Below are 22,098 nucleotides of genomic sequence, written 5' to 3'. Positions count from 1 at the left end.
CGGTGGTCACGGTCGGCGCCCTGCTCGGGGCCGCCGCCGCCAAGGTGCTCGACCGGCCGGCGTCGGCCCGCCCGGCGACCCGGCCCCGGCCGCCCGCCGGCCGCCCCCGGAGGGCTCCGGAGCGGCCCGACCCGGCCGGGGACCGGCAGCGGCCGGCCCGGGAGCACCCCCGGCCGGCCGAGGACCGGCCGGCCCGCCCGGTGCCGGACTGACCACCCGGCCCGCACCCGGGGCGCGGCCCCGGGGGCCAGCCGGGCTCGACCCGCCGCGCGGCGCGACCGGGTGCGTCGTCCGTGCCGCCGGGTGCCTGGTCCGGTCGCGCACACGGCGAGGGGCGCCCCGGACGGTGCCGGAACGCCCCTCGGTCGTGCGTCGCCCGGGTCAGGGCGAGGTGGGCAGCGTGAAACTGCCGATGAGGTTGAGGAGCAGCAGCAGGATGCCGAGGCCGACCGCGACCGCCCCGCAGATCAGGCCGGCCTTGGCCTGACCGCCGTTGCTGGCCAGGCCCTGGTTCGCCTTCTGCATGCCCAACCAGCCGGTGATCACCGCGCCGATGCCGAGCGGGAGGCCCAGGAAGAGGCAGCAGAGCAGCGGAAGGGACGCGATGCCGAGGATCAGCGACACCAGGCCGAGGGTGTTCTGCTGCCCCTGCGGCGCCGGGTAGCCGGCCCCCGGGTAGGAGCTGGCCGCCGCCGCGTACGGCTGCTGCCCGTAGGGGTCCTTGTGGACGGGCTGGCCGTACGGGTCCGGCTGGAAGGGCTGACCGTACGGCTGGCCCGAGGTGGGCTGGGGGCCGTACGGGTCGTGCGGGGGCTGCCCGTACTGCGGCTGCTCGCCGTACGGTGCCGCCGGCTGCTGCCCGTACGGTGCCTGCGGCGCGGCGTACGGGTCCTGCGGCTGGCCCGAGACGGGCGGCTGCCCGTACGGGTCGTGCGGGGGCTGCTGGCCGTACGGGTCGTGGCCGGGGTTTCCGGGCTGCATCTCGGGTGCTCCTCAGTCGTGGTCCGTCAGTAGCTGCTCGTGCTGTTGCTGCCGCCGATCGCGCCCATCAGACCACCGAAGATGCAGCAGAGCAGCACGATGACGAGCCAGACGGCACCGATGATGAAGGCCAGCTTCGACCACTTCTTGGACTCCCGGGCGGCGGCCTCGGCGCCCGCGTAGTCGCCCTGCTGGAGGGCCGGGTTGACCTTCGAGGCGTTGATGATGGCCGGGATCGCCAACGGCCAGAAGAAGAAGATGGCCACGATCGACGCGGTCATGTTGTTGTTGATCGGCTGCTGCGGGTTGGGGTAGCCGGGCTGCATCTGCGAGTGCTCCTCGTTCACGTCGGTACGGCGTCCGTACCTGATCATTGGCTATGGGGTGCGGTGGCGGGCGCGGCCCGGCCACCGGGCGACCGGCAGCGTACCGTGTCGGGGCGACACGCGTGATCACCCGAAACGTCGCCGCCCGCAGGATGGGCGTGCCGACCTGCCCGCTAGGGTGGCCGGGTGACCGAGCCCGCGTCCGTCGCCCGCCTCGTCGTCCTCGTCTCCGGCTCCGGCAGCAACCTCCAGGCGCTGCTGGACGCCACCGCCGACCCCGGCTACGGGGCCCGGGTGGTGGCCGTCGGCGCCGACCGGGACGGCATCGTCGGGCTGGACCGGGCCGCCGCCGCCGGGGTGCCGACGTTCGTCGACCGGGTGAAGGACCACCCCACCCGCGCCGACTGGGACAAGGCGCTCACCGCGCACGTCGCCGAGCACCGGCCCGACCTGGTGATCTCGGCGGGTTTCCTGAAGCTGGTCGGGCCGCAGTTCCTGGCGGCCTTCGGTGACCGCTACCTGAACACGCACAACACGCTGCTGCCGGCGTTCCCCGGCATCCACGGCCCCCGGGACGCGCTCGCCTACGGCGTCAAGGTCACCGGGGCCACCCTCTTCTTCGTCGACGCCGGGATGGACACCGGCCCGATCGTCGCGCAGGTGGCGGTGCCGGTCCTCGACGACGACGACGAGGAGACGCTCACCGAGCGCATCAAGGAAGCCGAGCGCCGCCAGCTCGTCGAGCAGGTCGGTCGCCTGGTCCGTGCAGGTTGGACGATCACCGGAAGAAAGGTCACGGTTCCGTGAGTGCCCCGCAGGACACCCGCCGCCCGATCAGGCGGGCGCTGGTCAGCGTCTACGACAAGAGCGGTCTGGTCGAGCTGGCCCGTACGCTGCACGAGGCCGGGGTCGAGATCGTCTCGACCGGTTCCACCGCGTCGACGATCTCCGGCGCGGGTGTGCCGGTGACCCCGGTCGAGCAGGTGACCGGTTTCCCCGAGATCCTCGACGGCCGGGTCAAGACCCTGCACCCCAAGATCCACGGCGGGCTCCTGGCCGACCTGCGCAAGGAGTCGCACGCCGACCAGCTCGACGAGCACGGCATCGCCGGCATCGACGTCCTGGTCTCCAACCTCTACCCGTTCCAGGCCACCGTCGCCTCCGGCGCGTCCCCGGACGAGTGCATCGAGCAGATCGACATCGGCGGGCCGGCGATGGTCCGGGCCGCCGCCAAGAACCACGCCTCGGTCGCCGTGGTGACCGACCCGGCCGCGTACCCGGCGCTGGTCGCCGCCCTGGCCGAGGGCGGGTTCACCCTGGCCCAGCGGCGGGCGCTGGCCGCCCGCGCGTTCGCCGACATCGCCGAGTACGACGTGGCGGTCGCCGACTGGTTCGCCGGCACCGCCGCCCCGGCCGAGGACGGCTGGCCGCACTTCGCCGGGCTGGCGCTGCGCCGGCAGGCGACGCTGCGGTACGGCGAGAACCCGCACCAGGGCGCCGCCGTCTACGCCGACCCGGGCAGCCCGCCGGGGCTGGCCCAGGCCGAGCAGTTGCACGGCAAGGAGATGTCCTACAACAACTACGTCGACGCGGACGCCGCCTGGCGGGCCGCGAACGACTTCCCCGACCAGCCGGCGGTGGCGGTCATCAAGCACGCCAACCCGTGCGGCATCGCCGTCGGCGCGGACGTCGCCGAGGCGCACCGCAAGGCGCACGCCTGCGACCCGGTCTCCGCGTTCGGCGGGGTGATCGCCGTCAACCGGCCGGTCTCGGTGGAGCTGGCCGGCCAGGTCGCGGAGATCTTCACCGAGGTGCTGGTGGCGCCGGAGTTCGAGCCCGGCGCGGTGGAGATCCTCCAGGGCAAGAAGAACATCCGGTTGCTGCGGGCCCCGGCCTTCGCCCCGCTGCCGGCCGAGTGGCGGCAGGTGACCGGCGGGGTCCTCGTCCAGCAGCGGGACCGGATCGACGCCCCGGGCGACGACCCGGCCAACTGGAAGCTCGCCACCGGTGAGGCGGCCGACGAGGCCACCCTGCGGGACCTGGCGCTGGCCTGGCGGGCGGTCCGCGCGGTGAAGAGCAACGCGATCCTGCTGGCGAAGGACGGCGCGTCGGTCGGGGTGGGGATGGGCCAGGTCAACCGGGTCGACTCGGCCCGGCTGGCGGTGAGCCGGGCCGGCGCGGAGCGGGCCCGGGGTTCCGTCGCCGCCTCCGACGCCTTCTTCCCGTTCGCCGACGGCGCGCAGATCCTGATCGACGCCGGGGTGAAGGCGATCGTCCAGCCCGGTGGCTCGATCCGCGACGAGGACACCGTCGCCGCCTGCCAGCAGGCCGGCGTCACCATGTACCTGACCGGCACCCGGCACTTCTTCCACTGATCGACCCGGCCGGGCCCGACCCGGCGCACCACCTGCGGCCGAGCGGCATCCCGTGCTCGGCCGCAGGTGCGGTCGCCGGTGGCGGCGACCGGTGGTCACCCCCCGCCCGGCGGGTCGCGCAGGGCGGCGAAGTGGCAGGCGCTGGGGTGGGGGTCGGCGGGCCGGGGGACGGTGGGCGGGTCCTCCCGGGCGCAGATGTCCTCGGCCTTCCAGCAGCGGGTGCGGAAGTGGCAGCCGGACGGCGGATCGGCCGGGCTGGGCACGTCGCCGGTGAGCCGGATGATGCCGGCCGCGCCCCGGGCCTCCGGGTCGGGCACCGGCACCGCCGACAGCAGCGCCTGGGTGTACGGGTGGGTGGCCCGTTCGTAGATCTCCTCCTCGGTGCCGATCTCCACGATCCGACCGAGGTACATCACCGCGACCCGGTCGCAGATGTGCCGCACCACCGACAGGTCGTGCGCGATGAACACGTACGACAGTCCGAACTCGTCCTGGAGCTGCTCCAGCAGGTTGATCACCTGGGCCTGGATCGAGACGTCCAGGGCGGAGACCGGCTCGTCGCAGACGATCACCTCGGGGCGCAGGGCGAGCGCGCGGGCGATGCCGATCCGCTGCCGCTGGCCGCCGGAGAACTGGTGCGGGTACCGGTTGATGTGCTCCGGGTTGAGGCCGACCACGTCCAGCAGCTCCCGTACCCGGCCGCGCTTGCTGCCCTTCGGGGCCCCGTCCGGGTGGATGTCGAACGGCTCCCCGATGATGTCGCCGACCGTCATCCGGGGGTTCAACGAGGTGTACGGGTCCTGCATCACCATCTGCATGTTGCGGCGCAGCCGGCGCAACTCGCCCCCGGCGGTGGAGAGCAGGTCCCGGCCCTGGAGGGTGGCCCGGCCGGAGGTCGGTGTCTCCAGCCGCATCAGCACCCGGGCGAGGGTCGACTTGCCGCAGCCGGACTCGCCGACGATGCCGAGCGTCTCGCCCCGGCGCAGGGTGAAGCTGACCCCGTCGACGGCCCGGACCGCGCCGACCTGCCGGCGGAAGAGCACCCCCCGGGTGATCGGGAAGTGTTTGACCAGGTCGTCGACGCTGAGGATGGTCTCGCCCCGGACCTTGGCCGGGTCAGCGGTCGCGGTCATCGTGGACCTCCTGCGCGAAGTGGCACGCGCTGGTCCGGCCGTCGGCGAGGACCAGGTCGTCGGGCACCACGTCCACACACACCTGCTGCACGTACGGGCAGCGGGGGTGGAACGGGCAGCCGCCGGGGATGCGCATCAGGTTCGGCGGCAGGCCCCGGATGGTGGACAGTTCCCGGCCGCGCACGTCCAGCCGGGGGATCGAGGCCAGCAACCCCTTGGTGTACGGGTGGGCCGGCGCCCGGTACAGCGGGCGGACGTCGGCGTGCTCGACGATCCGGCCGGCGTACATGACGGCGATCCGGTCCGCGACGCCGGCCACCACCCCCAGGTCGTGGGTGATCAGGATCATCGCCATGTCGAGGTCGCGGCGCAGGTCGGCCAGCAGGTCCATGATCTGGGCCTGCACGGTGACGTCGAGGGCGGTGGTCGGTTCGTCGGCGATCAGCACCTTCGGGTCCAGCGCCAGCGCCATCGCGATCATGACGCGTTGCCGCATCCCGCCCGAGAACTGGTGCGGGTGGTCGCCGAGCCGCCCGGCCGCACCGGGGATGCGCACCAGGTCCATCAGCTCGACGGTCCGCCGTCGGGCGTCGGCGCGGGACATCCCGTCGCGGTGCCGCAGCGTCTCGCCGATCTGCCAGCCGACCGGGAAGACCGGGTTCAACGCCGACAGGGCGTCCTGGAAGATCATCGCGATCTCCTTGCCGCGTACCTGCCGGCGCTGCTCCTCGGGCAGGGTGAGCAGGTCGCGGCCCCGGTAGCGGATCTGACCGGAACGGATCACCGCCGGCGGGCTGTCCAGGATGCCCATGACCGCCTGGGCGGTGACCGACTTGCCGGAGCCGGACTCGCCGAGCACGGCCAGCGTCTCGCCCGGGTCCAGGTGGTAGGAGACCCCGTTGATCACCTTGGCCACCCCCTCGCCGGTGCGGAACTCGACGTGCAGGTCGCGTACGTCCAGCAGGTGCCCGCCGGGCGGGGTGGGTGAGGCCGGCGTGGGCCGGGGTGCGGGCTCGGTCACCGGATCCGCCTCTCGCTCACGCCCGGGTTCGCTCATCGGGTTCACCGCAGCTTCGGGTCGAAGGCGTCGCGGATCGCGTCGCCGAGCATGATGAAGGCGAGCACGGTCAGCGCGAGGAAGGCGGACGGGACGACCAGCGGCGTCGCCGACTCGCGCATGTGCACCCGGCCGGCGTCGATCTCGATGCCCCAGGAGATGGTGGGGGCCTTCAGCCCGATGCCGAGGAAGCTCAGCGTCGCCTCGGCGGCGATGAACGAGCCGAGCGCGATGGTCAGCACCACGATCGCCGGGGCGAGCGCGTTGGGCAGGATGTGCCGCCACATGATCCGGCCGTGGCCAGCGCCGAGCATCCGGGCGGCGGCGACGTAGTCCTGCTCCTTGGCGGTGATCACCGAGGAGCGGACGACCCGGGCGGCGGTGGTCCAGCCGAGCACCGCCAGCACGAAGATCACCGCGAACAGCCGGACCGTGTCGCTGCTGGTGCTGACCCGCTTGAGCAGCACGATCGCGGCCAGCAGCAGCGGGATGCCGAGCACGATGTCGATCACCCGGGAGAGCACCGCGTCGACCCAGCGGCCGAAGTACCCGGCCACCATCCCGACGACCAGCGCGATCGCCCCGGTGAGCAGGGCGGACAGCGCGCCGACCAGCAGCGAGGCGCGGGCCCCGTAGACGGCGCGGGCGTACGTGTCGCAGCCCTGGAAGTCGTACCCGAAGACGGCCCCGCCGGAGGCCCCGGCGTGCTGGCGGGACAGCACGCAGTCGCGCGGGTCGTTCGCGGTGAACAGCGACGGCACGGCGGCCATCGCGGCGACCAGCACGACCAGCACCAGGCTGATCCAGAACACCGGCTTGCGGCGCAGGTCGCGCCAGGCGTCCCCGGCCAGGCTGCGGGGTTTGTGCGGTACGCCGACCCGGTCGGGCGTCCCGGGCTCGCCGGAGACCCCGCGCCGGGCGGCCTGGTCCTCCGTCGCCGCCACCGTCTCGAAGTCGCTCATGCCGGCACCTCGCTGCGTTCACTCATAGCGGATCCTCGGGTCGAGGACGGCGTACAGGACGTCCACCACCAGGTTGGCGACGAGGTAGACCACGACGAGGACGCTGACGATGCCCACCACCAGCGGGCCGTCCTCGGTGCGGATGCCCCGGAACAGGTTGAAGCCGACCCCCGGGATGTTGAACACGCCCTCGGTGATGATCGCGCCGCTCATCAGGTTGCCCAGCTCGACGCCGAGGAAGGTGATCACGGGGATGAGCGAGTTGCGCAGCACGTGCACGCCGATGATCCGTCGCCGGGCCAGCCCCTTCGACCGGGCGGTGCGGACGTAGTCGGCGCGCAGGTTCTCGGCGACCGAGGTACGGGTCAGCCGCAGCGCGGTGGCCAGCGACAGCGAGCCGAGCACGATGCCGGGCAGCAGCAGGGCGTACAGGTCGGGGTCGGCGCCGGCGGTCGGGGGGAAGACCGGCCACCGGACGCCGAGCAGGTACTGGGCGAGCGGGGCCAGCACGATGGTGGGGATGCCCAGCACCAGCAGGGTCAGCACCAGGGTGGCGTTGTCGAAGAGGCTGGCCCGGCGGATGCCGGCGAGCACCCCGGCGGTGACCCCGAACAGGATCGTCACGGCCATCGCGATCAGCGCCAGCTTGACGGTGACCGGCCAGGCGGCGGCGAGGATGTCCCCGATCGACCGGCCGGTCAGCGACTGCCCGAGGTCGCCCTGGAGCAGGTTCTTGAGGTAGTCGAGGTAGCGGTAGAGGAAGCCGCCGATCCCGGTGCGGTCGAGGTGGAACTTCTCCGTCAGGTACGCCCGCTGGGCCGGGGTGACCGGCCGTTCGCCGGCCAGGGCCTGGATCGGGTCGCCCTGGCCGGCGAACATCAGGGCGTACACGATCAGGGTGGTCCCGAAGAAGGCGAGGACCATCTGGAGCAGACGCCGCAGAACGAAGCGGAACATAATGTGCAGTCTTGCCCAAAAGCGGCGGAGACGGAGGCGGGTCGGGTCACCGTCCACCGATGACCCGACCCGTTGCTCCCCGCCGACGGCCCCGTTGCCGCCGACGCGCCTTCACGTGCCGGCGGCCCGCTCGCCGCCGACGCCCTTCCGACCTAGCTGACCGCCTCGATCTTCAGCAGGTCGACCCGGTCGAAGAGGTCCATCTGCACGTTCTTCACCTTGGTCGAGTGGCCGAAGTTGTTCTGGCCGTAGCGCAGCGGGATCACCGGCATGTCCTTCGCCAGCAGGTCCTCCGCCGCCTGGTACTTCGCGATCGCGGCCTCCTCGTTCGGCGCCTTGGCGCCCTCGGCGAGGAGCTTGTCGAACTCGGGGTTGCTGTAGCCGTAGTAGTTCGACGAACCGTTGGTGCTGTACAGCGGGCCGAGGTAGTTCTCCATCGACGGGTAGTCCATCACCCAGCCCATCCGGAACAGGCCCACCGGCTGCTTCGCCTTGACCTTGGTCAGCAGGTCGGCGAACTTGGGCTCGGCGGTGCCGACGCACTCCACGCCCAGGTTGGCCTTGAGCTGGTTGCAGGTCGCGTCGATCCAGTCCTTGTGCCCGCCGTCACCGTTGTACGACAGCTCGATCCGCTTCGGGCCGCCGGCGGCCTCGTACGCCGCCTTCGCCTTGGCCGGGTCGAACTCGCCGGCCGTGCCGATGGTGTTCTCCCGGTAGCCCGCGACCACCGGCGAGACGAACGAGCGGGCCGGCTGCTGCGAGTCCTTGAAGATCGACTTGGTGATCTCGTCCCGGTCGATCGCCATCGAGATCGCCTTGCGCACCTCGGGCTTGCTGAACTCCTTCTGGAAGGTCGGGAAGGCCAGCACCTGCAACGACGACGCGGGGCTCTGCCGGAACCGGTCACCCAGGTCGGTGGCGGCGGTGGACAGGTTCTCGGTCGGGATCGTCTTGATCACGTCGAGGTTGTCCGAGAGCACGTCCGCGTACGCGGCGGTCGGCTGCTGGTAGATCCGGAACTCGACCCCGCCCACCTTCGGCTGCTCGCCGGGGAAGGCGTCGTAGCGCTCCACCTCGACCTTGGCGTCGTGCTGCCAGGAGCCCTTCATCCGGAACGGGCCCTGCCCGACCGGGGCCTGCTCGTAGCCCTCCTTGAGCACGCCGGGGCCCGAGAAGGCGGCCTTCGGCAGCGGGTAGAAGGCGGTGTACCCGAGCATCGACTTGAACTCGCTGTACGGCTCGGTCAGCGTGACGGTGAAGGTCAGGTCGTCGACCTTCTTCAGCCCGGACAGCCGCTCGGCGGCCGGCTTGTCGCCCTGGAGGTCGGCGTACCCGGCGATCTTCTCGAAGAAGTAGCTGGAGTTCTGCCCGTTGGGGGCGTAGGCGCCGTAGTTCCAGGCGTCGAGGTAGTTGTCGGCGGTGACCTTCTCGCCGTTGTGGAAGGTGTAGCCGTCCTTGAGCTTGACCGTCCAGACCCGGTTGTCCGACGACGTGACCGACTCGGCCGCCACCTCGTGGGGCTTGTTGGCCTCGTCGTAGTCGACGAGTGGGCTGAACAGGGCGGCGAGCACCTGGGAGCCGCTGGTCTCGTTGGTGTTGGTCGGCACCAGGTGCTGCGGTTCGGCGATCTCGATCCGCACGGCCGCGTCGGGGTCGGACCGGCCGGTTCCGCTGCCGCCGCCCGAGCCGCAGGCCGCCAGGCCCAGCGTCACCGCGAGCGGGAGAGCGGTCCAGGCGGCAAGCCTGCGCACACGCATGGGGGTCTCCTCATCTCATCACGTAGCGCAGCCGGACCCGGCGTTGGGTGACTCTGCGCAACGTCCGGCAACGGTAGGCCGGGCCCGGCGCGTCGACAACGGCAGCGTTGCGAACGCATAACGGATCGCCGCCACCTGCCTTGTCGGCGGCGACCGCCGCTGGTATAACGATCGGACGAAATCCTGCGTGAGTCGGGGGTGTCTAGGGTGGTTCCGGGGTCCCGTCGGGCCGTCTGGTGCCGGCGTCGCCGGATGTCCGGTCCGGGCCCGACGCGACCCGCCCGTCCGGAACGGCAGGTGGGCCGACCCGCATGTAGTCACTCAGGGTGAGTAATGGCACCTCACGGAAAGTCACGGGTTCCCCGTCGTCGGTCCGCCGTCCGCCGGCCATGAGACGATCTGGTCGTGACGGCGATCATCCTGGACGGCAAGGCGACCGCGGCCGAGATCAAGGACGAGCTGCGGGTACGGGTCAAGGCGTTGGCCGAGCGCGGGGTCACCCCCGGCCTGGGCACGGTCCTGGTCGGCACGGACCCCGGCTCGGAGGCGTACGTCAACGGCAAGCACCGCGACTGCGCCGAGGTGGGCATCGCCTCGATCCGCCGCGAACTGCCCGCCGACGCCACCCAGCAGCAGCTCGACGACGTCCTCGCCGAGCTGAACGCCGACCCGGGCTGCCACGGCTACATCGTCCAGCTGCCGCTGCCGGCGCACCTGGACACCCAGCGGGCCCTGGAGATGATCGACCCGGACAAGGACGCCGACGGCCTGCACCCGGTGAACCTGGGCCGGCTGGTGCTCGGCTACGACGGCCCGCTGCCCTGCACCCCGCGCGGCATCGTCGAGCTGCTCCGCCGGTACGACGTGCCGCTGCGCGGCGCCAACGTCGCCCTCGTCGGCCGGGGCAACACCGTCGGCCGCCCGCTCGGCCTGCTGCTCAACCGGCGCAGCGAGAACGCGACAGTCACCCTCTGCCACACCGGCACCCTCGACCTCGCCGCGCACACCCGCGCCGCCGACATCGTCATCGTCGCCGCCGGGGTGCCCGGCCTGCTCACCGCCGACATGATCACGCCGGGCGCCACCGTGGTGGACGTCGGCATCACCCGGGTGATCGGCGACGACGGCAAGGGCCGCTACACCGGCGACGTGGACCCGGAGGTGGCGCAGGTGGCCGGTCGGCTGGCCCCGATGCCCGGCGGTGTCGGGCCGATGACCCGGGCCATGCTGCTCACCAACGTCGTCGAACGCGCCGAGCGCGGCTGACCTCCCCCGCTCGTCTCGCCTGCTCGGCGGCAGTGCCCCGCAGCCGACCTCCCCGCCCGGCGCGCCACCCGCCGGGAACCGGGCGGTGGTGACGTTGGCCCCATCCCGGGGACGGTCGCCGCCCCTGGCCGAAACGGTGCCGGGGTGACTGTTACGGTCGGGAAAACCGACTGGTAGCAGGGAGTGGGACGACCATGGGTAAGAAGGTCACTGTCGTCGGGGCCGGCTTCTACGGCTCCACCACCGCACAGCGCCTGGCCGAGTACGACGTCTTCGACACCGTCGTCATCACCGACATCGTGGAGGGCAAGCCGGCGGGCCTCGCGCTGGACCTCAACCAGTCCCGCGCGGTCGAGGGCTTCGAGACCAAGGTCGTCGGCGTCACCACCGGCCCCAACGGCGAGGGCTACGAGGCCATCGAGGGCTCGGACGTCGTCGTGATCACCGCCGGTCTGCCCCGTAAGCCGGGCATGAGCCGGATGGACCTGCTGGAGACCAACGCCAAGATCGTGCGGCAGGTCGCCGAGAACGTCGCCAAGTACGCCCCGAACGCCGTCGTCATCGTGGTGTCCAACCCGCTCGACGAGATGACCGCGCTGGCCCAGCTCGCCACCCAGTTCCCCAAGAACCGGGTGCTCGGCCAGGCCGGCATGCTCGACACCGCCCGGTTCACCAACTTCGTCGCCGAGGCCCTCGACGTACCGGTGAAGTCGGTGAAGACGCTGACCCTCGGCTCGCACGGCGACACGATGGTCCCGGTGCCCTCGAAGAGCACCGTCGACGGCCGGCCGCTGCGCGACGCGATGCCCGCCGAGCAGATCGAGGAACTGGTCGTCAAGACCCGCAACGGTGGCGCCGAGGTCGTCGCGCTGCTCAAGACCGGTTCGGCGTACTACGCGCCGTCGGCCGCCGCCGCCCGGATGGCGCGGGCCGTGGCCGAGGACTCCGGCGCGGTCATGCCGGTCTGCGCCTGGGTCGACGGCGAGTACGGCATCGCCGGGGTTTACCTGGGCGTCGAGGCCGAGATCGGCGCCGAGGGCGTGAAGCGGGTCGTCGAGACCGACCTGGACGCCGACGAGCTGGCCAGCCTCAAGGAGGCCGCCGAGGCCGTCCGCGCCAAGCAGGCCGACGTCGCCAACATGTGATCCACTGAACCATCCGCCGCAGGGGCGGGACGGCTCCCGCCGTCCCGCCCCTGCGCCGTCCCCGCCCACCGTCCCGCCCCGCCGGCCGCCCTCTCCGCCGATCGCCCGGCCCGGCCCGCCCCCGCGCCGGGGCGGGGCGGCCGGGGCGGGGCGGGCCCGATCAGCGCCGGGGCGGGCGGGGAGAGCGGGGGAGGGGAGAGAGGGTGGGGGTGTCGGCGAGTTGGTCGAGAGCAGGGTGGTGCGCCAGCGGCGGGAGGTTGCCGGGTAAGCCCCGTGGGCGCAGGCGGGGCCCGGGTCACGTGCACCAGCAGGTCGCCGGTGAGCAGGACGCGGCCGTCGCCGGTGTCGACCAGCACGGACTGGTGGCCGGGGGTGTGCCCCGGGTGGGCAGCGGACGTACCCCCGGGGTGAGGGGGGCGTCACCGTCGACCACCCGGAGCTGGCCGGCGGTGCGCAACGGCGCGACCAGGCCGGCCGGCGGCCCCGGGTTGATGCTCTCCACGGCCGGTCGCCCCGGTGAATGCCTTGCGCAGGGCTGGAAGAACGGTCGGTGAGGGCGTTGACCGTGATAGACCCGAGGGTGCGGCTGGCCGGCATCCGGTGATCCTGCCAGGGCCGGCCGTGGCCCACCCGGCGTTTTTCCGCCGGCCGGGGCCGCCGGGTGGAGGCCGGCTCGGTGCCGCCGACCGGTTTCCAGTACGCTCGTACTGCTTGAGCACGTGTCCCCCGAGAGGAGCGCCGGCCGATGGCGAAGATCAAGGTAAACAACCCGGTCGTGGAGCTCGACGGCGACGAGATGACCCGGATCATCTGGAAGCAGATCCGCGAGCAGCTGATCCTGCCCTACCTCGACGTCGACCTGCACTACTACGACCTGTCGATCCAGCACCGGGACGCCACCGACGACCAGGTGACCATCGACGCCGCGAACGCCATCAAGGAGCACGGCGTCGGCGTCAAGTGCGCCACCATCACCCCGGACGAGGCCCGGGTGGAGGAGTTCGGCCTCAAGAAGATGTGGCGGTCGCCGAACGGCACCATCCGTAACATCCTCGGCGGCGTGGTCTTCCGCGAGCCGATCATCATGTCGAACGTGCCGCGGCTCGTCCCGGGCTGGACCAAGCCGATCATCATCGGCCGGCACGCGCACGGCGACCAGTACAAGGCCACCGACTTCGTGGTCCCCGGTCCGGGCACGGTCACCATCACCTACACCCCGGCCGACGGCGGCACCCCGATGGAGATGGAGGTCGCCAACTTCCCCGGCGGCGGCATCGCCATGGGCATGTACAACTACGACGAGTCGATCCGGGACTTCGCCCGCGCCTCGTTCCGGTACGGCCTGGACCGCAACTACCCGGTCTACATGTCGACCAAGAACACCATCCTCAAGGCGTACGACGGCCGGTTCAAGGACCTCTTCGCCGAGGTGTTCGAGAACGAGTTCAAGGACGAGTTCGCCGCCGCCGGCCTCACCTACGAGCACCGGCTCATCGACGACATGGTCGCCGCCGCGCTCAAGTGGGAGGGCGGCTACGTCTGGGCCTGCAAGAACTACGACGGTGACGTGCAGTCCGACACCGTCGCGCAGGGCTTCGGCTCGCTCGGCCTGATGACCTCCGTGCTGCTCTCCCCGGACGGCCGTACCGTCGAGGCGGAAGCCGCCCACGGCACCGTCACCCGGCACTACCGGCAGTACCAGAAGGGCGAGAAGACCTCGACCAACCCGATCGCCTCGATCTACGCCTGGACCCGGGGCCTCGCCCACCGGGGCAAGCTGGACGGCACCCCGGCGGTCACCGAGTTCGCCGACACGCTGGAGCAGGTCATCGTCGACACCGTCGAGAGCGGCCAGATGACCAAGGATCTCGCGCTGCTGATCTCGCGGGACGCCCCGTGGCAGACCACCGACGAGTTCATGAACACCCTCGACGAGAACCTGGCGCGCAAGCTCGGCGCCTGAGCATCGCCCGTACCCACGGAACCCGCCGGCGGACCGCCGGCGGGTTCCGTCGTCTCCGGTGCGACGCCCGCGCACCGCGGTGTCCCGCAGCCGCCACCCGTCCGGGTGACGGCCGCGTCACCGGCCCGGAAACAGGTCGTTGAGCTGGGTGGACGTGGTGCCAGTCGCGTCCAGGGAGGTTGTCGTCGGTCGCCGCACGGCACCGGTGCCGACCGGCCAGCCTTCCCGGCTGTCGAGCACAGCCAGCCGTCCCTTCCCCGCGGGGGGCCCTGTTCCGGGGCCCCCCGCGCCCTGCCTCCGGGGTCAGGCGGCGCGTAGCAGTTCGGCGGCCCGCTCGGGGGCGATGTCGTTGATGAAGACCCCCATGCCCGACTCGGAACCGGCCAGGTACTTCAGCTTGTCCCTCGCCCGCCGGACGCTGAACAGTTGCAGGTGCAGGTGGCCCAGCTCCCGGTCGATCCGCACCGGCGCCTGGTGCCAGGCGGCGATGTACGGCATGGGCAGGTCGAACAGCCCGTCGAACCGGCGCAGCACGTCCAGGTAGAGCGGGCCGAAGGCGTCCCGCTCGGCGTCGTCGAGCGCCGGGATGTCCGGCACCGGCCGGTGCGGCGCGACGTGCACCTCGAACGGCCAGCGGGCCGCCGCCGGCACGTACGCCGTCCAGTGCCCGTTGGCGGCGACCACCCGGTCACCGTCGGCGCGTTCGGCGGCGAGCACGTCGGCGTAGAGGTTGCCGCCGCCGGTGCGCTCCGCGTGCCGGCGGGCCGCCGCCAGCAGCGACCGGGTACGCGGCGTGACGAACGGGTACGCGTAGATCTGGCCGTGCGGGTGGTGCAGGGTCACCCCGATCTCCACGCCCCGGTTCTCGAAGCAGAACACCTGCTCCACCCCGGGCAGCGCGCCGACGGCCGTGGTCCGGTCGGCCAACGCGTCCAGCACCAGCCGGACCCGGGTGGGGGAGAGGCTGGCGAAGGACGCCTCGTGGTCGTCGGTGAAGCAGACCACCTCGCAGCGCCCCTGGCCGGGACGGACCGGGGTGAACGCGGTGATCTCGGCCGGCTCGTCGGCGATCCGTTGGCTCAGCGAGGGGAACCGGTTCTCGAAGACCGCCACGTCGTAGTCGGGCGCGGGGATCTCGCTGTGCCGGTCCCCCCGCGACGGGCACAGCGGGCACTGGTCGGCCGGTGGGAGGAAGGTCCGGGTCTGCCGGTGCACCGCCACCGCCACCCACTCGTCGGTGAGCGGGTCGTAGCGCAGCTGGGAGGCGGGCGGGGGCGGCGGCAGCTCCCGCCGGTCCGGCTGGTCCCGGACGGCGTCGTCGCGCTCGTCGAAGTAGATCAGCTCGCGGCCGTCGGCCAACTCGATCGCCGTACGCTTCACCGCGTCGTCTCCCGCCCGGTCGCCCGGCCCGTGCCTGTCACGATCACCAGTTCGCCCACCTTCTCGTCGATCACCCGGCGCGCCTCGGGGGCCAACCGGTCGTCGCTGACCAGCACGTCGGCGGCACTCAGGCCGACGATGGAGGAGATGCCGACGGTGCCCCACTTGGTGTGGTCGGCGAGGACGACCAGCCGGTCGGCGGCCTCCACCAGGGCCCGGTCGGTCTCCGCCTCCATCAGGTTCGGGGTGGTGAAGCCGGCCCGCTCGGTGATCCCGTGCACGCCGAGGAAGAGCAGGTCCAGGTGCAGCGAGCGGATGGCCTCCACGGCCAGCGGGCCGACCAGCGCGTCGGACGGGGTGCGTACCCCGCCGGTCAGCACCACGGTCTGGTCGGGGCGGCCGGCGGTGTGCAGGATCTCGGCCACCGGCAGCGAGTTGGTCACCACGGTCAGCCCCGGCACGTCGACCAGGCGGCGGGCCAGCTCGGCGGTGGTGGTGCCGGCGGAGAGGGCGACCGCCGCACCCGGGCGGACCAGTTCGGCGGCCCGGGTGGCGATCGCGGCCTTCTCGGCGGACTGCCGGACGGACTTGGCGTGGAAGCCCGGTTCGTCGGTCGAGCCCGGGTCGGTGACGGTGGCCCCGCCGTGCACCTTGGCCAGCAGGCCCCGGTCGTGCAGCGCGTCCAGGTCACGCCGGATGGTCATGTCGGAGACACCGAACTCGGCGGCCAGCTCGGTGACCCGGACACCACCGGCGGTGCGGACCCGGTCGAGGATGGTCGCCTGTCGCTGCCGCGCCAGCATCGCCGTACCTCCCGGGCCCCCGCACCTGCACGCGCTCGAACGTGTTCCAACAAGATTGAACACTAGCGCGCAGCAGGCAGCGGCGGAAGTGGAACCCCCGAGGTCAGGCGGACGGCAGCCGCGGCTCCACCCACCCGGTCTCGGTCAGATGGGTCATCACCGCCTGCACCGCCTCGTCGATGCTCTGGTCGGTGGTGTCGACCACCAGATCGGCATCGGTCGGCGTCTCGTACGGGTCGTCGATGCCGGTCATCCCGGTGAGCAGGCCGGCGCGGGCGCGGGCGTACAGACCCTTGCGGTCGCGCTGCTCGCACACCTCCAACGGGGTGGCCACGTGCACCAGCAGGAAACCCGCCCCGGCCGACCGGGCCATCTCCCGCACGGCGGCCCGCGCCTGCGCGTACGGGGCGATCGGGCAGCAGATCCCCACCCCCCGGTGCCGGGCGATCTCGGCCGCCACCCAGCCGATCCGGCGGACGTTGGCGTCCCGGTCGGCCCGGCTGAAGGTCAACCCGGCCGACAACTCCCGGCGCACCACGTCGCCGTCGAGCAGGGTGATCGTCCGGTCGCCCTGCTCCCGCAGCAGATCGGCCAGGCCCCGGGCGATGGTCGACTTGCCGGAGCCGGAGAGCCCGGTGAGGAAGACCACCAGCCCCCGGTGCCGGCGCGGCGGACGGGCCCGGCTCAGCTCCTTGGCCACCGCCGGCGGGGTGTGCCACTCGGGCAACGGGAAACCCCGGTCGAGCAGGTCGTCGATCTCCGCCTCGCTCAGCGCCAGCTTGCGGTTGCGCGGCGGGATGTCGTCCCGCCAGCGCCACTGGCCGTCCCGGCTGTCGTAGGCCAGCTCGCGGGGGACCAGCACCCGCAGCCCCGCTCCGGAGAGCATGCCGCCGGTGGAGAGCAGGTGGGTCACCCCGTAGGCGGCGGAGATCCGGGCCCGCAGCAGCGCGTCGCTGATCTCGTCGGCCCGGCGGGGCAGCGGGACGGCGACCAGCGTCGCCGGGGGCATCCGGTCGCGGGCGGCGAAGATGCTGCGGACCAGGGCCTCGGTGGGCAGCCCACCCGCGCCGTCCTCGCCGACCGGGATCATCACCAGCAGATGCGCGCCGAGGGTACGGGCCGCGTGCGCGATCTGCGCCAGCTGCGGCCGGTGCAGCGGCCGGTCGGCGATCACCCCGAGCACCCGGCCCGGCGGCAGCAGCGGGCGTACCTCGTCCGGGCCCCGGCGCAGCCGCTGGAACGGGCCGTGCCCGCCGTCGCCGAGCCGGCGCACCGGGCCGCCCAGCCCGGCCACGCCCTCGCGGACCGACCAGACGTCGGTCACCTCCAGGCCGGCCACCGGGGCGCCCTCGCCGTCGGTGAGCACCAGCGTCCGCCGGCCCGGGTCGGCCGGGTCCAGCCCGTCGGCGACGGCGGTGGGCACCTGGAGGGTCACCGGGACCGGCCAGGACGTGCCGTCGGCCAGTCGACCGCGACGCTGCAGGGAGGCCAGGTCGGCGCGGGTCATGAAGCCGGCCAGCGGGGTGTACGCCCCACTCAGCAACAACTCCAGATCGGCCAGCTCACCGGGGCGCGGCGCGTACGCGGGGGCGTCCCGCAGCACGTCCTCGGGCAGCACTGAACCGTTGCTCATCCGTACCCCTCACTCGCTGGCCGGCTCACAGTTTCTCAGCCGGCCGGCGATCGGTCGAGAGCGCCACTCCACTGCCGACCCGGAAGTGGATCATCGGCGGCCTGTCCCGACCGGTCGTTGGGGGGAGTCAACCGGTCGGGACCAGGGACGCGGCACCGAACGAGACGGCGAATCGCTGACACCAGATGGTGACACTGGTCAGCTCGGCGAGGTCGGTGCCGGCCGGGACGGCGTACGCCTGGTCACCCCGGTTGCCCTTGAGCCGGCCCAGCTCCGCCCGGCGGCCGTCGTCGAAGACGTGCCAACCGGCTCGGCCGGTGCGGACCGGCTGGTCGGAGAGCCAGATCCGCAGGTCCGGGCCGTTGGAGGTGTCCAGCCCGACCAGTTCCAGCCGGTGCCGACCGTCGGCGGTGCGGACGATCCGGGCGGTGCCCGAGGTGTCGTGTTCGTGACTGACGAACTCACCCCGGCTGACCAGCACCGGGCGGGTGGCCGTCGGACTGGTCGCGGGCGTCGCCCGGGGCAGGACGGCCGGCGGGGCGGCGGGCGCGCTCCCGGTCGGGGCGGCATCCTCCACTCCGGAGAGCCGTTCGTCGACCTGGCGGTCGGTCACCACCTTCCAGGGCTGGAACCAGTACAGCCCGAAGGCGGCCCCGATGCCGATGACGGCGACGGCGACCCAGGTCAGCGGGGTACGGAACAGGCGACGGGACATGCCGCCCAGTCTCGCCGGACAACGGCGGCCGGTCACCGCCCGACGCCGTTACGAAAGCCTTACCGTCGCCGGACATCCACGATCCATAGCTCATTCATAGGTCGTTCATATCGACTTTCCGGTCCGGTCACCTTGGCTGCCTGCGACCCTTTCGCGACCAGAAAGCGCCCACCGCATGCGACCACGGTTCCCCCGCCGGACCCCCAGAGCCGATCCGTCCACCGCCACCGAACCCTCCGCCGGAGGGCATCGCGAGTCGTCGACCCGGCACGGCGACACCGACCACACCGGCCACGCCCTACGGGCGCCGAGCAAGCTGCACGCGTTCAACCGGTACGAGATCAAGTACCTGGTCGAGACGACGAGGGTGCCGGCGTTGCGGGCCGCACTCGCCGCCCGGATGGTGCCCGACGCGCACGGCGGTGACGGTGGTTACGGCGTCTGGAGCGTCTACTACGACACCACCGACCTGCGGTTCTACTGGGAGAAGATCGAAGGGCTGAAGTTCCGTCGCAAGCTGCGGGTACGCCATTACGGCGACCGGTCCGGCGTGACCGACGACGGGACCGTGCACGTCGAGATCAAGCAGCGGGTCAACCGGGTCACCCAGAAGCGCCGGATCGCGGTGCCGTACCGGGTGGCCCGCCGGCTCTGCGACGAGCGGGTCATGATCGAACACGACCCCTCCCAACGCGGCTTCGTCGAGGAGGTGCTGGAACTCGTCTCCGGCCTCGACCTGCGCCCGGTGGCGATGACCGGCTACCAGCGTGAGGCGTTCGTCGGCCAGGAGGCCGACCTGGGCCTGCGGGTCACCCTCGACCACCGGGTACGCGGCCGGGACCGCGACTTCCACCTCGGCGCGGACGCCGAGAACCGCCTGATCATCCCGGCCTCGAAGTCGATCGTCGAGGTCAAGGCGAACGAACGGGTTCCGTACTGGCTCACCGACCTGGCCGGCCGGGCCGAGCTGTCGGTGGTGCGGGTCTCCAAGTACTGCCAGAGCGTCGAGGCGTTCGGCCGGGTGCCGCGCTCGATCTTCCACGTCCAGGACGCCGACCCCGCCGCCGAGTTGGCGGCCCCCACCCCGAGAAACGAGGCCTGAACCCCGATGGACATCACGTTCCAGGACCTGTCCGGCACCTTCAGCGCGGGCGACATCGCCCTCACGCTGTCCCTGTCCTTCCTGCTCAGCGCGATGATCGGCTGGGTCTACCGGGCCACCCACCGCAACGTGTCGTACAGCCAGTCGTACGTCCAGACGCTGATCATCCTGGGCATGCTGATCTCGCTGATCATGCTGGTGGTGGGCTCCAACATCGCCCGCGCGTTCGCCCTGGTCGGCGCGCTGTCGGTGGTGCGGTTCCGCAACGCCATCAAGGAGACCCGCGACGTCGGCTTCATCTTCCTGGTGATGGGCGTCGGGATGGCCTGCGGCACCCGGTTCTACAGCCTGGCCGTCGCCGCCGCCGTGGCGATCAGCCTGATCATCGTGGTGATGTACCGGTTCAACTGGTTCGCGCTGAACGTGCAGCGGCAGGTGGTCAAGGTCCAGGTCCCGGCCGGTGGCAACCACACCGCCGACATCCAGGACGTGCTGGTCCGGCACACCACCGAGTTCGAGCTGGTCAGCATGGAGACGATCCGGGCCGGTGCGCTCACCGAGATGACGTACACGGTCCGGTTGAAGAAGGGCGGCGAGCCGGGCGACCTGATCAGCGCGCTCAGCGAGCGGACCTCGGGCCAGCGGGTGACCGTGCTGACCGGCTACGACCAGACGGACCTGTGATGGCGCAGTCCCTGCGTACCCGGTCGGTTCTGCCGCGCCGGCTGCGTCGCCGGCTGCCGGTCCGGGTGCGGCAGAACTGGAAGCTGCTCACCACCTGCGCGGCGTTCCTCGCCGTGCTGACCCTGGTGCTGGGCACGGAACGGATCCGCCCCTACGTGACCAGCACCGGGGACTCCGGGGGCGACGTGGTGAGCGTGGACGTCGCCGGCACCGTCGATCTCTTCGACCCCGGGCGGGCGCACGAGATCTCGCTGACCTTCCGGGACGCGGACTACGAGCGGATGCTCGACGGGTACTGGAAGGAGGGTGAGAAGGGGTACGTCGAGGCCGACCTCACCGTCGACGGGACCACGATCCCCAGCGTGGGCATCCGACTCAAGGGCAACTCGACGCTCGGCCAGCTCAGCTGGAAGGGCGAGACACGCGGCTTCGGCGGCAGGGAGGGCGGCGGCGGGCCGCGACCGGACGGTGGGTTCCCCGGGGGTCCGCCCGACGGGCTGCCCGAAGGGTTCCCCGGTGGGCTGCCCGAAGGGGGACCGCCGGCCGGTGCTGCCCCCGGTGGCCAGCAGCAGCCCGGTGGCGGTCAGCAGCCCGGTGGTCTTCCCGGTGGTCAGCAGCAGGGTGGTCAGCAGCCCGGTGGCGGCCAGTTTCCCGGTGGGATGACCCGGATGGCGTTGAAGGCCGAGGAGCCGGAGACGCTGCCGTGGCTGATCAGCTTCGACGAGTTCGTCGACGGCCGGCGCTACCAGGGGCACCGGGAGGTGGCCGTGCGGGTGGGCGGCATGGGCGGCGGTTCGACGGTGCTCAACGAGGCCCTGTCGCTGTCGCTGCTCGACGCCACGGGTGAGCCCGCGCAGCGGTACGCGTACTCCTCGTTCAGCGTCAACGACCGGCCCACCACCGCCCGGCTGCTGGTCGAGCACCCGGACGAACACTTCGCCGATCAGATGGACGGCACGGGGGTGCTCTACAAGTCGTTGGCCAGCGGCAGCTTCACCGACCAGGGTGACGATCCGACCGAGTACGCCGACGACTTCAAGCAGATCACCATGAAGGGCAGCCAGGACCTGCAACCGGTGATGAACCTGATCCGGTGGGTGAACTCGGCAAGCGACGAGGAGTTCGCCGCGCACCTCGCCGACAGGGTCGACGTGGCGTCCTTCGCCCGGTACGTCGCGTTGCAGAATCTGCTGCTCAACTTCGACGACATGGCCGGCCCGGGGAAGAACTACTACCTCTGGTACGACCTGGGGACGAAGAAGTTCAGCGTGATCAGCTGGGACCACAACCTGACCTTCAGCGGCAACGCCAGCCAGGGCCCGCACGACAGCGGCGGGTTGGGCATGGGCCGGGGCGGCCCCGGCGCGGCCGGTGCCGACGGCGCGGCCCCGGGCCAGGCCGCACCGGGCGGGACCGGTCAGCAACCCGGGCAACCGGGTCTGCCCGCCGGCCAGGCCGGACAGCCGGCCGGACCGGGCGCCCGGGGTGCTGCCGACGGGGGTGGTCCGCGCGGCGGGATGATGACGGGCCACAAGCTCAAGGAGCGCTTCCTCGCCGACGACGCCTTCAAGGAGACCTACGAGGACGCCTACCGGGAGCTGTACCAGCAGGTCTACGGCAGCGGGAAGGCGGCGGAGTCGCTCACCGCGATCAGCACGACGCTGAAGGGCGTCGAGGGGGTCGACGCCGCCGCCGTCGACTCCGACGCGGCCCGGCTGCGTACCCTCATCGGCCAGCGGACCGAGAGCCTGGCCAAGCACGAGGTGATCGCCCGGAGCTGAAGCCGACGGGACGCGGGCCGGCACCGGGCCCGCGTCCCGTCCCGACCTCAGGGAAGTCCCCGGGCGATTCCGGATACC

At 72.1% G+C, this 22,098-nt stretch carries 20 protein-coding genes and 1 pseudogene; 9 read left to right on the top strand and 12 right to left on the bottom strand.

From position 1 onward, the window contains the following. Positions 1-212: pseudogene (locus H1A17_RS05185) on the top strand (hypothetical protein); the annotation flags it as partial. A gap of 169 nt (positions 213-381) precedes the next feature. On the opposite strand, the gene H1A17_RS05180 reads toward H1A17_RS05185, so the two are convergent. Together H1A17_RS05180 and H1A17_RS05175 are read right to left on the bottom strand one after the other, a co-directional pair. Further along, positions 382-981: a DUF4190 domain-containing protein gene (locus H1A17_RS05180; protein ID WP_145921667.1), complete on the bottom strand. Its 600-nt coding sequence runs from the start codon at positions 979-981 to the stop codon at positions 382-384. Between the two features lie 26 nt (positions 982-1,007). Then, a complete protein-coding gene (locus H1A17_RS05175; protein ID WP_228542951.1) occupies positions 1,008-1,355 on the bottom strand; it encodes a CD225/dispanin family protein in 348 nt (115 codons plus the stop codon). 138 nt (positions 1,356-1,493) lie between these two features. On the opposite strand from H1A17_RS05175, the gene purN reads away from it, so the two are divergent. Further along, the gene (gene purN, locus H1A17_RS05170; protein WP_088647168.1) at positions 1,494-2,114 is read left to right on the top strand and encodes a phosphoribosylglycinamide formyltransferase; all 621 of its coding nucleotides are present in this window, start codon (positions 1,494-1,496) and stop codon (positions 2,112-2,114) included. Further along, the gene (purH, locus tag H1A17_RS05165) at positions 2,111-3,682 is read left to right on the top strand and encodes a bifunctional phosphoribosylaminoimidazolecarboxamide formyltransferase/IMP cyclohydrolase (protein ID WP_145921666.1); all 1,572 of its coding nucleotides are present in this window, start codon (positions 2,111-2,113) and stop codon (positions 3,680-3,682) included. The genes purN and purH overlap by 4 nt, the downstream gene beginning before the upstream one ends. A 95-nt stretch (positions 3,683-3,777) precedes the next feature. On the opposite strand, the gene H1A17_RS05160 is transcribed toward purH, so the two are convergent. From H1A17_RS05160 to H1A17_RS05140, 5 genes are all read right to left on the bottom strand, one after another. Then, a complete protein-coding gene (locus tag H1A17_RS05160) occupies positions 3,778-4,815 on the bottom strand; it encodes an ABC transporter ATP-binding protein (RefSeq protein WP_194821195.1) in 1,038 nt (345 codons plus the stop codon). Then, positions 4,799-5,872, bottom strand: coding sequence for an ABC transporter ATP-binding protein (locus H1A17_RS05155; RefSeq protein ID WP_194821194.1), 1,074 nt, complete (start codon positions 5,870-5,872; stop codon positions 4,799-4,801). Before H1A17_RS05155 ends, H1A17_RS05160 begins: the two co-directional genes overlap by 17 nt. Before the next feature lie 5 nt (positions 5,873-5,877). Beyond that, positions 5,878-6,834 carry an ABC transporter permease gene (locus tag H1A17_RS05150; protein WP_145921663.1) on the bottom strand — a complete coding sequence of 319 codons (957 nt, stop codon included), beginning with the start codon at positions 6,832-6,834 and terminating at the stop codon, positions 5,878-5,880. Positions 6,835-6,852: 18 nt separating this feature from the next. Next, positions 6,853-7,791, bottom strand: coding sequence for an ABC transporter permease (locus H1A17_RS05145; protein WP_194821193.1), 939 nt, complete (start codon positions 7,789-7,791; stop codon positions 6,853-6,855). Positions 7,792-7,943: 152 nt separating this feature from the next. Next, a complete protein-coding gene (locus H1A17_RS05140) occupies positions 7,944-9,548 on the bottom strand; it encodes an ABC transporter substrate-binding protein (protein WP_194821192.1) in 1,605 nt (534 codons plus the stop codon). 405 nt (positions 9,549-9,953) lie between these two features. Here H1A17_RS05140 and H1A17_RS05135 point away from each other — a divergent pair, with 405 nt between their 5' ends. Continuing rightward, positions 9,954-10,814 carry a bifunctional methylenetetrahydrofolate dehydrogenase/methenyltetrahydrofolate cyclohydrolase gene (locus H1A17_RS05135; RefSeq protein ID WP_145921660.1) on the top strand — a complete coding sequence of 287 codons (861 nt, stop codon included), beginning with the start codon at positions 9,954-9,956 and terminating at the stop codon, positions 10,812-10,814. A gap of 194 nt (positions 10,815-11,008) precedes the next feature. Beyond that, entirely contained in the window at positions 11,009-11,959 is a 951-nt protein-coding gene (locus tag H1A17_RS05130) for a malate dehydrogenase (protein ID WP_145921659.1), read from the top strand. A 295-nt stretch (positions 11,960-12,254) separates the two neighbouring features. Here the strand turns inward: H1A17_RS05130 and H1A17_RS05125 are convergent, their stop codons facing one another. After that, entirely contained in the window at positions 12,255-12,461 is a 207-nt protein-coding gene (locus H1A17_RS05125; protein ID WP_194821191.1) for a hypothetical protein, read from the bottom strand. Between the two features lie 243 nt (positions 12,462-12,704). On the opposite strand from H1A17_RS05125, the gene H1A17_RS05120 reads away from it, so the two are divergent. After that, positions 12,705-13,922: an NADP-dependent isocitrate dehydrogenase gene (locus H1A17_RS05120; RefSeq protein WP_145921657.1), complete on the top strand. Its 1,218-nt coding sequence runs from the start codon at positions 12,705-12,707 to the stop codon at positions 13,920-13,922. Positions 13,923-14,225: 303 nt separating this feature from the next. Here the strand turns inward: H1A17_RS05120 and galT are convergent, their stop codons facing one another. The 4 genes from galT to H1A17_RS05100 form a co-directional block, all read right to left on the bottom strand. Then, positions 14,226-15,302 carry a galactose-1-phosphate uridylyltransferase gene (gene galT, locus H1A17_RS05115; protein ID WP_194821190.1) on the bottom strand — a complete coding sequence of 359 codons (1,077 nt, stop codon included), beginning with the start codon at positions 15,300-15,302 and terminating at the stop codon, positions 14,226-14,228. After that, positions 15,299-16,105 (bottom strand): DeoR/GlpR family DNA-binding transcription regulator, encoded by an 807-nt coding sequence (locus H1A17_RS05110; RefSeq protein ID WP_145921655.1) that lies wholly within the window; start codon positions 16,103-16,105, stop codon positions 15,299-15,301. Before H1A17_RS05110 ends, galT begins: the two co-directional genes overlap by 4 nt. 103 nt (positions 16,106-16,208) lie before the next feature. After that, positions 16,209-17,738 carry an adenylyl-sulfate kinase gene (cysC, locus tag H1A17_RS05105; protein WP_145921654.1) on the bottom strand — a complete coding sequence of 510 codons (1,530 nt, stop codon included), beginning with the start codon at positions 17,736-17,738 and terminating at the stop codon, positions 16,209-16,211. A gap of 127 nt (positions 17,739-17,865) precedes the next feature. Next, the gene (locus H1A17_RS05100; protein WP_194821189.1) at positions 17,866-18,453 is read right to left on the bottom strand and encodes a DM13 domain-containing protein; all 588 of its coding nucleotides are present in this window, start codon (positions 18,451-18,453) and stop codon (positions 17,866-17,868) included. 175 nt (positions 18,454-18,628) lie between these two features. Here H1A17_RS05100 and H1A17_RS05095 point away from each other — a divergent pair, with 175 nt between their 5' ends. From H1A17_RS05095 to H1A17_RS05085, 3 genes are read left to right on the top strand one after another with little or no spacing between them, the layout of a single operon-like run. Further along, the gene (locus H1A17_RS05095) at positions 18,629-19,555 is read left to right on the top strand and encodes a polyphosphate polymerase domain-containing protein (protein WP_145921652.1); all 927 of its coding nucleotides are present in this window, start codon (positions 18,629-18,631) and stop codon (positions 19,553-19,555) included. A gap of 6 nt (positions 19,556-19,561) precedes the next feature. Continuing rightward, a complete protein-coding gene (locus H1A17_RS05090; RefSeq protein WP_145921651.1) occupies positions 19,562-20,239 on the top strand; it encodes a DUF4956 domain-containing protein in 678 nt (225 codons plus the stop codon). After that, a complete protein-coding gene (locus H1A17_RS05085; protein ID WP_194821188.1) occupies positions 20,239-22,020 on the top strand; it encodes a CotH kinase family protein in 1,782 nt (593 codons plus the stop codon). The genes H1A17_RS05090 and H1A17_RS05085 overlap by 1 nt, the downstream gene beginning before the upstream one ends. Positions 22,021-22,098: the final 78 nt, after the last annotated feature.

The sequence above is a fragment of the Micromonospora sp. S-DT3-3-22 genome (genome assembly GCF_015354745.1).
Classification (GTDB): domain Bacteria; phylum Actinomycetota; class Actinomycetes; order Mycobacteriales; family Micromonosporaceae; genus Micromonospora; species Micromonospora wenchangensis.
Note: the sequence above shows the minus strand (reverse complement) of the source record. Positions and strands in the feature narration are given on the sequence as shown.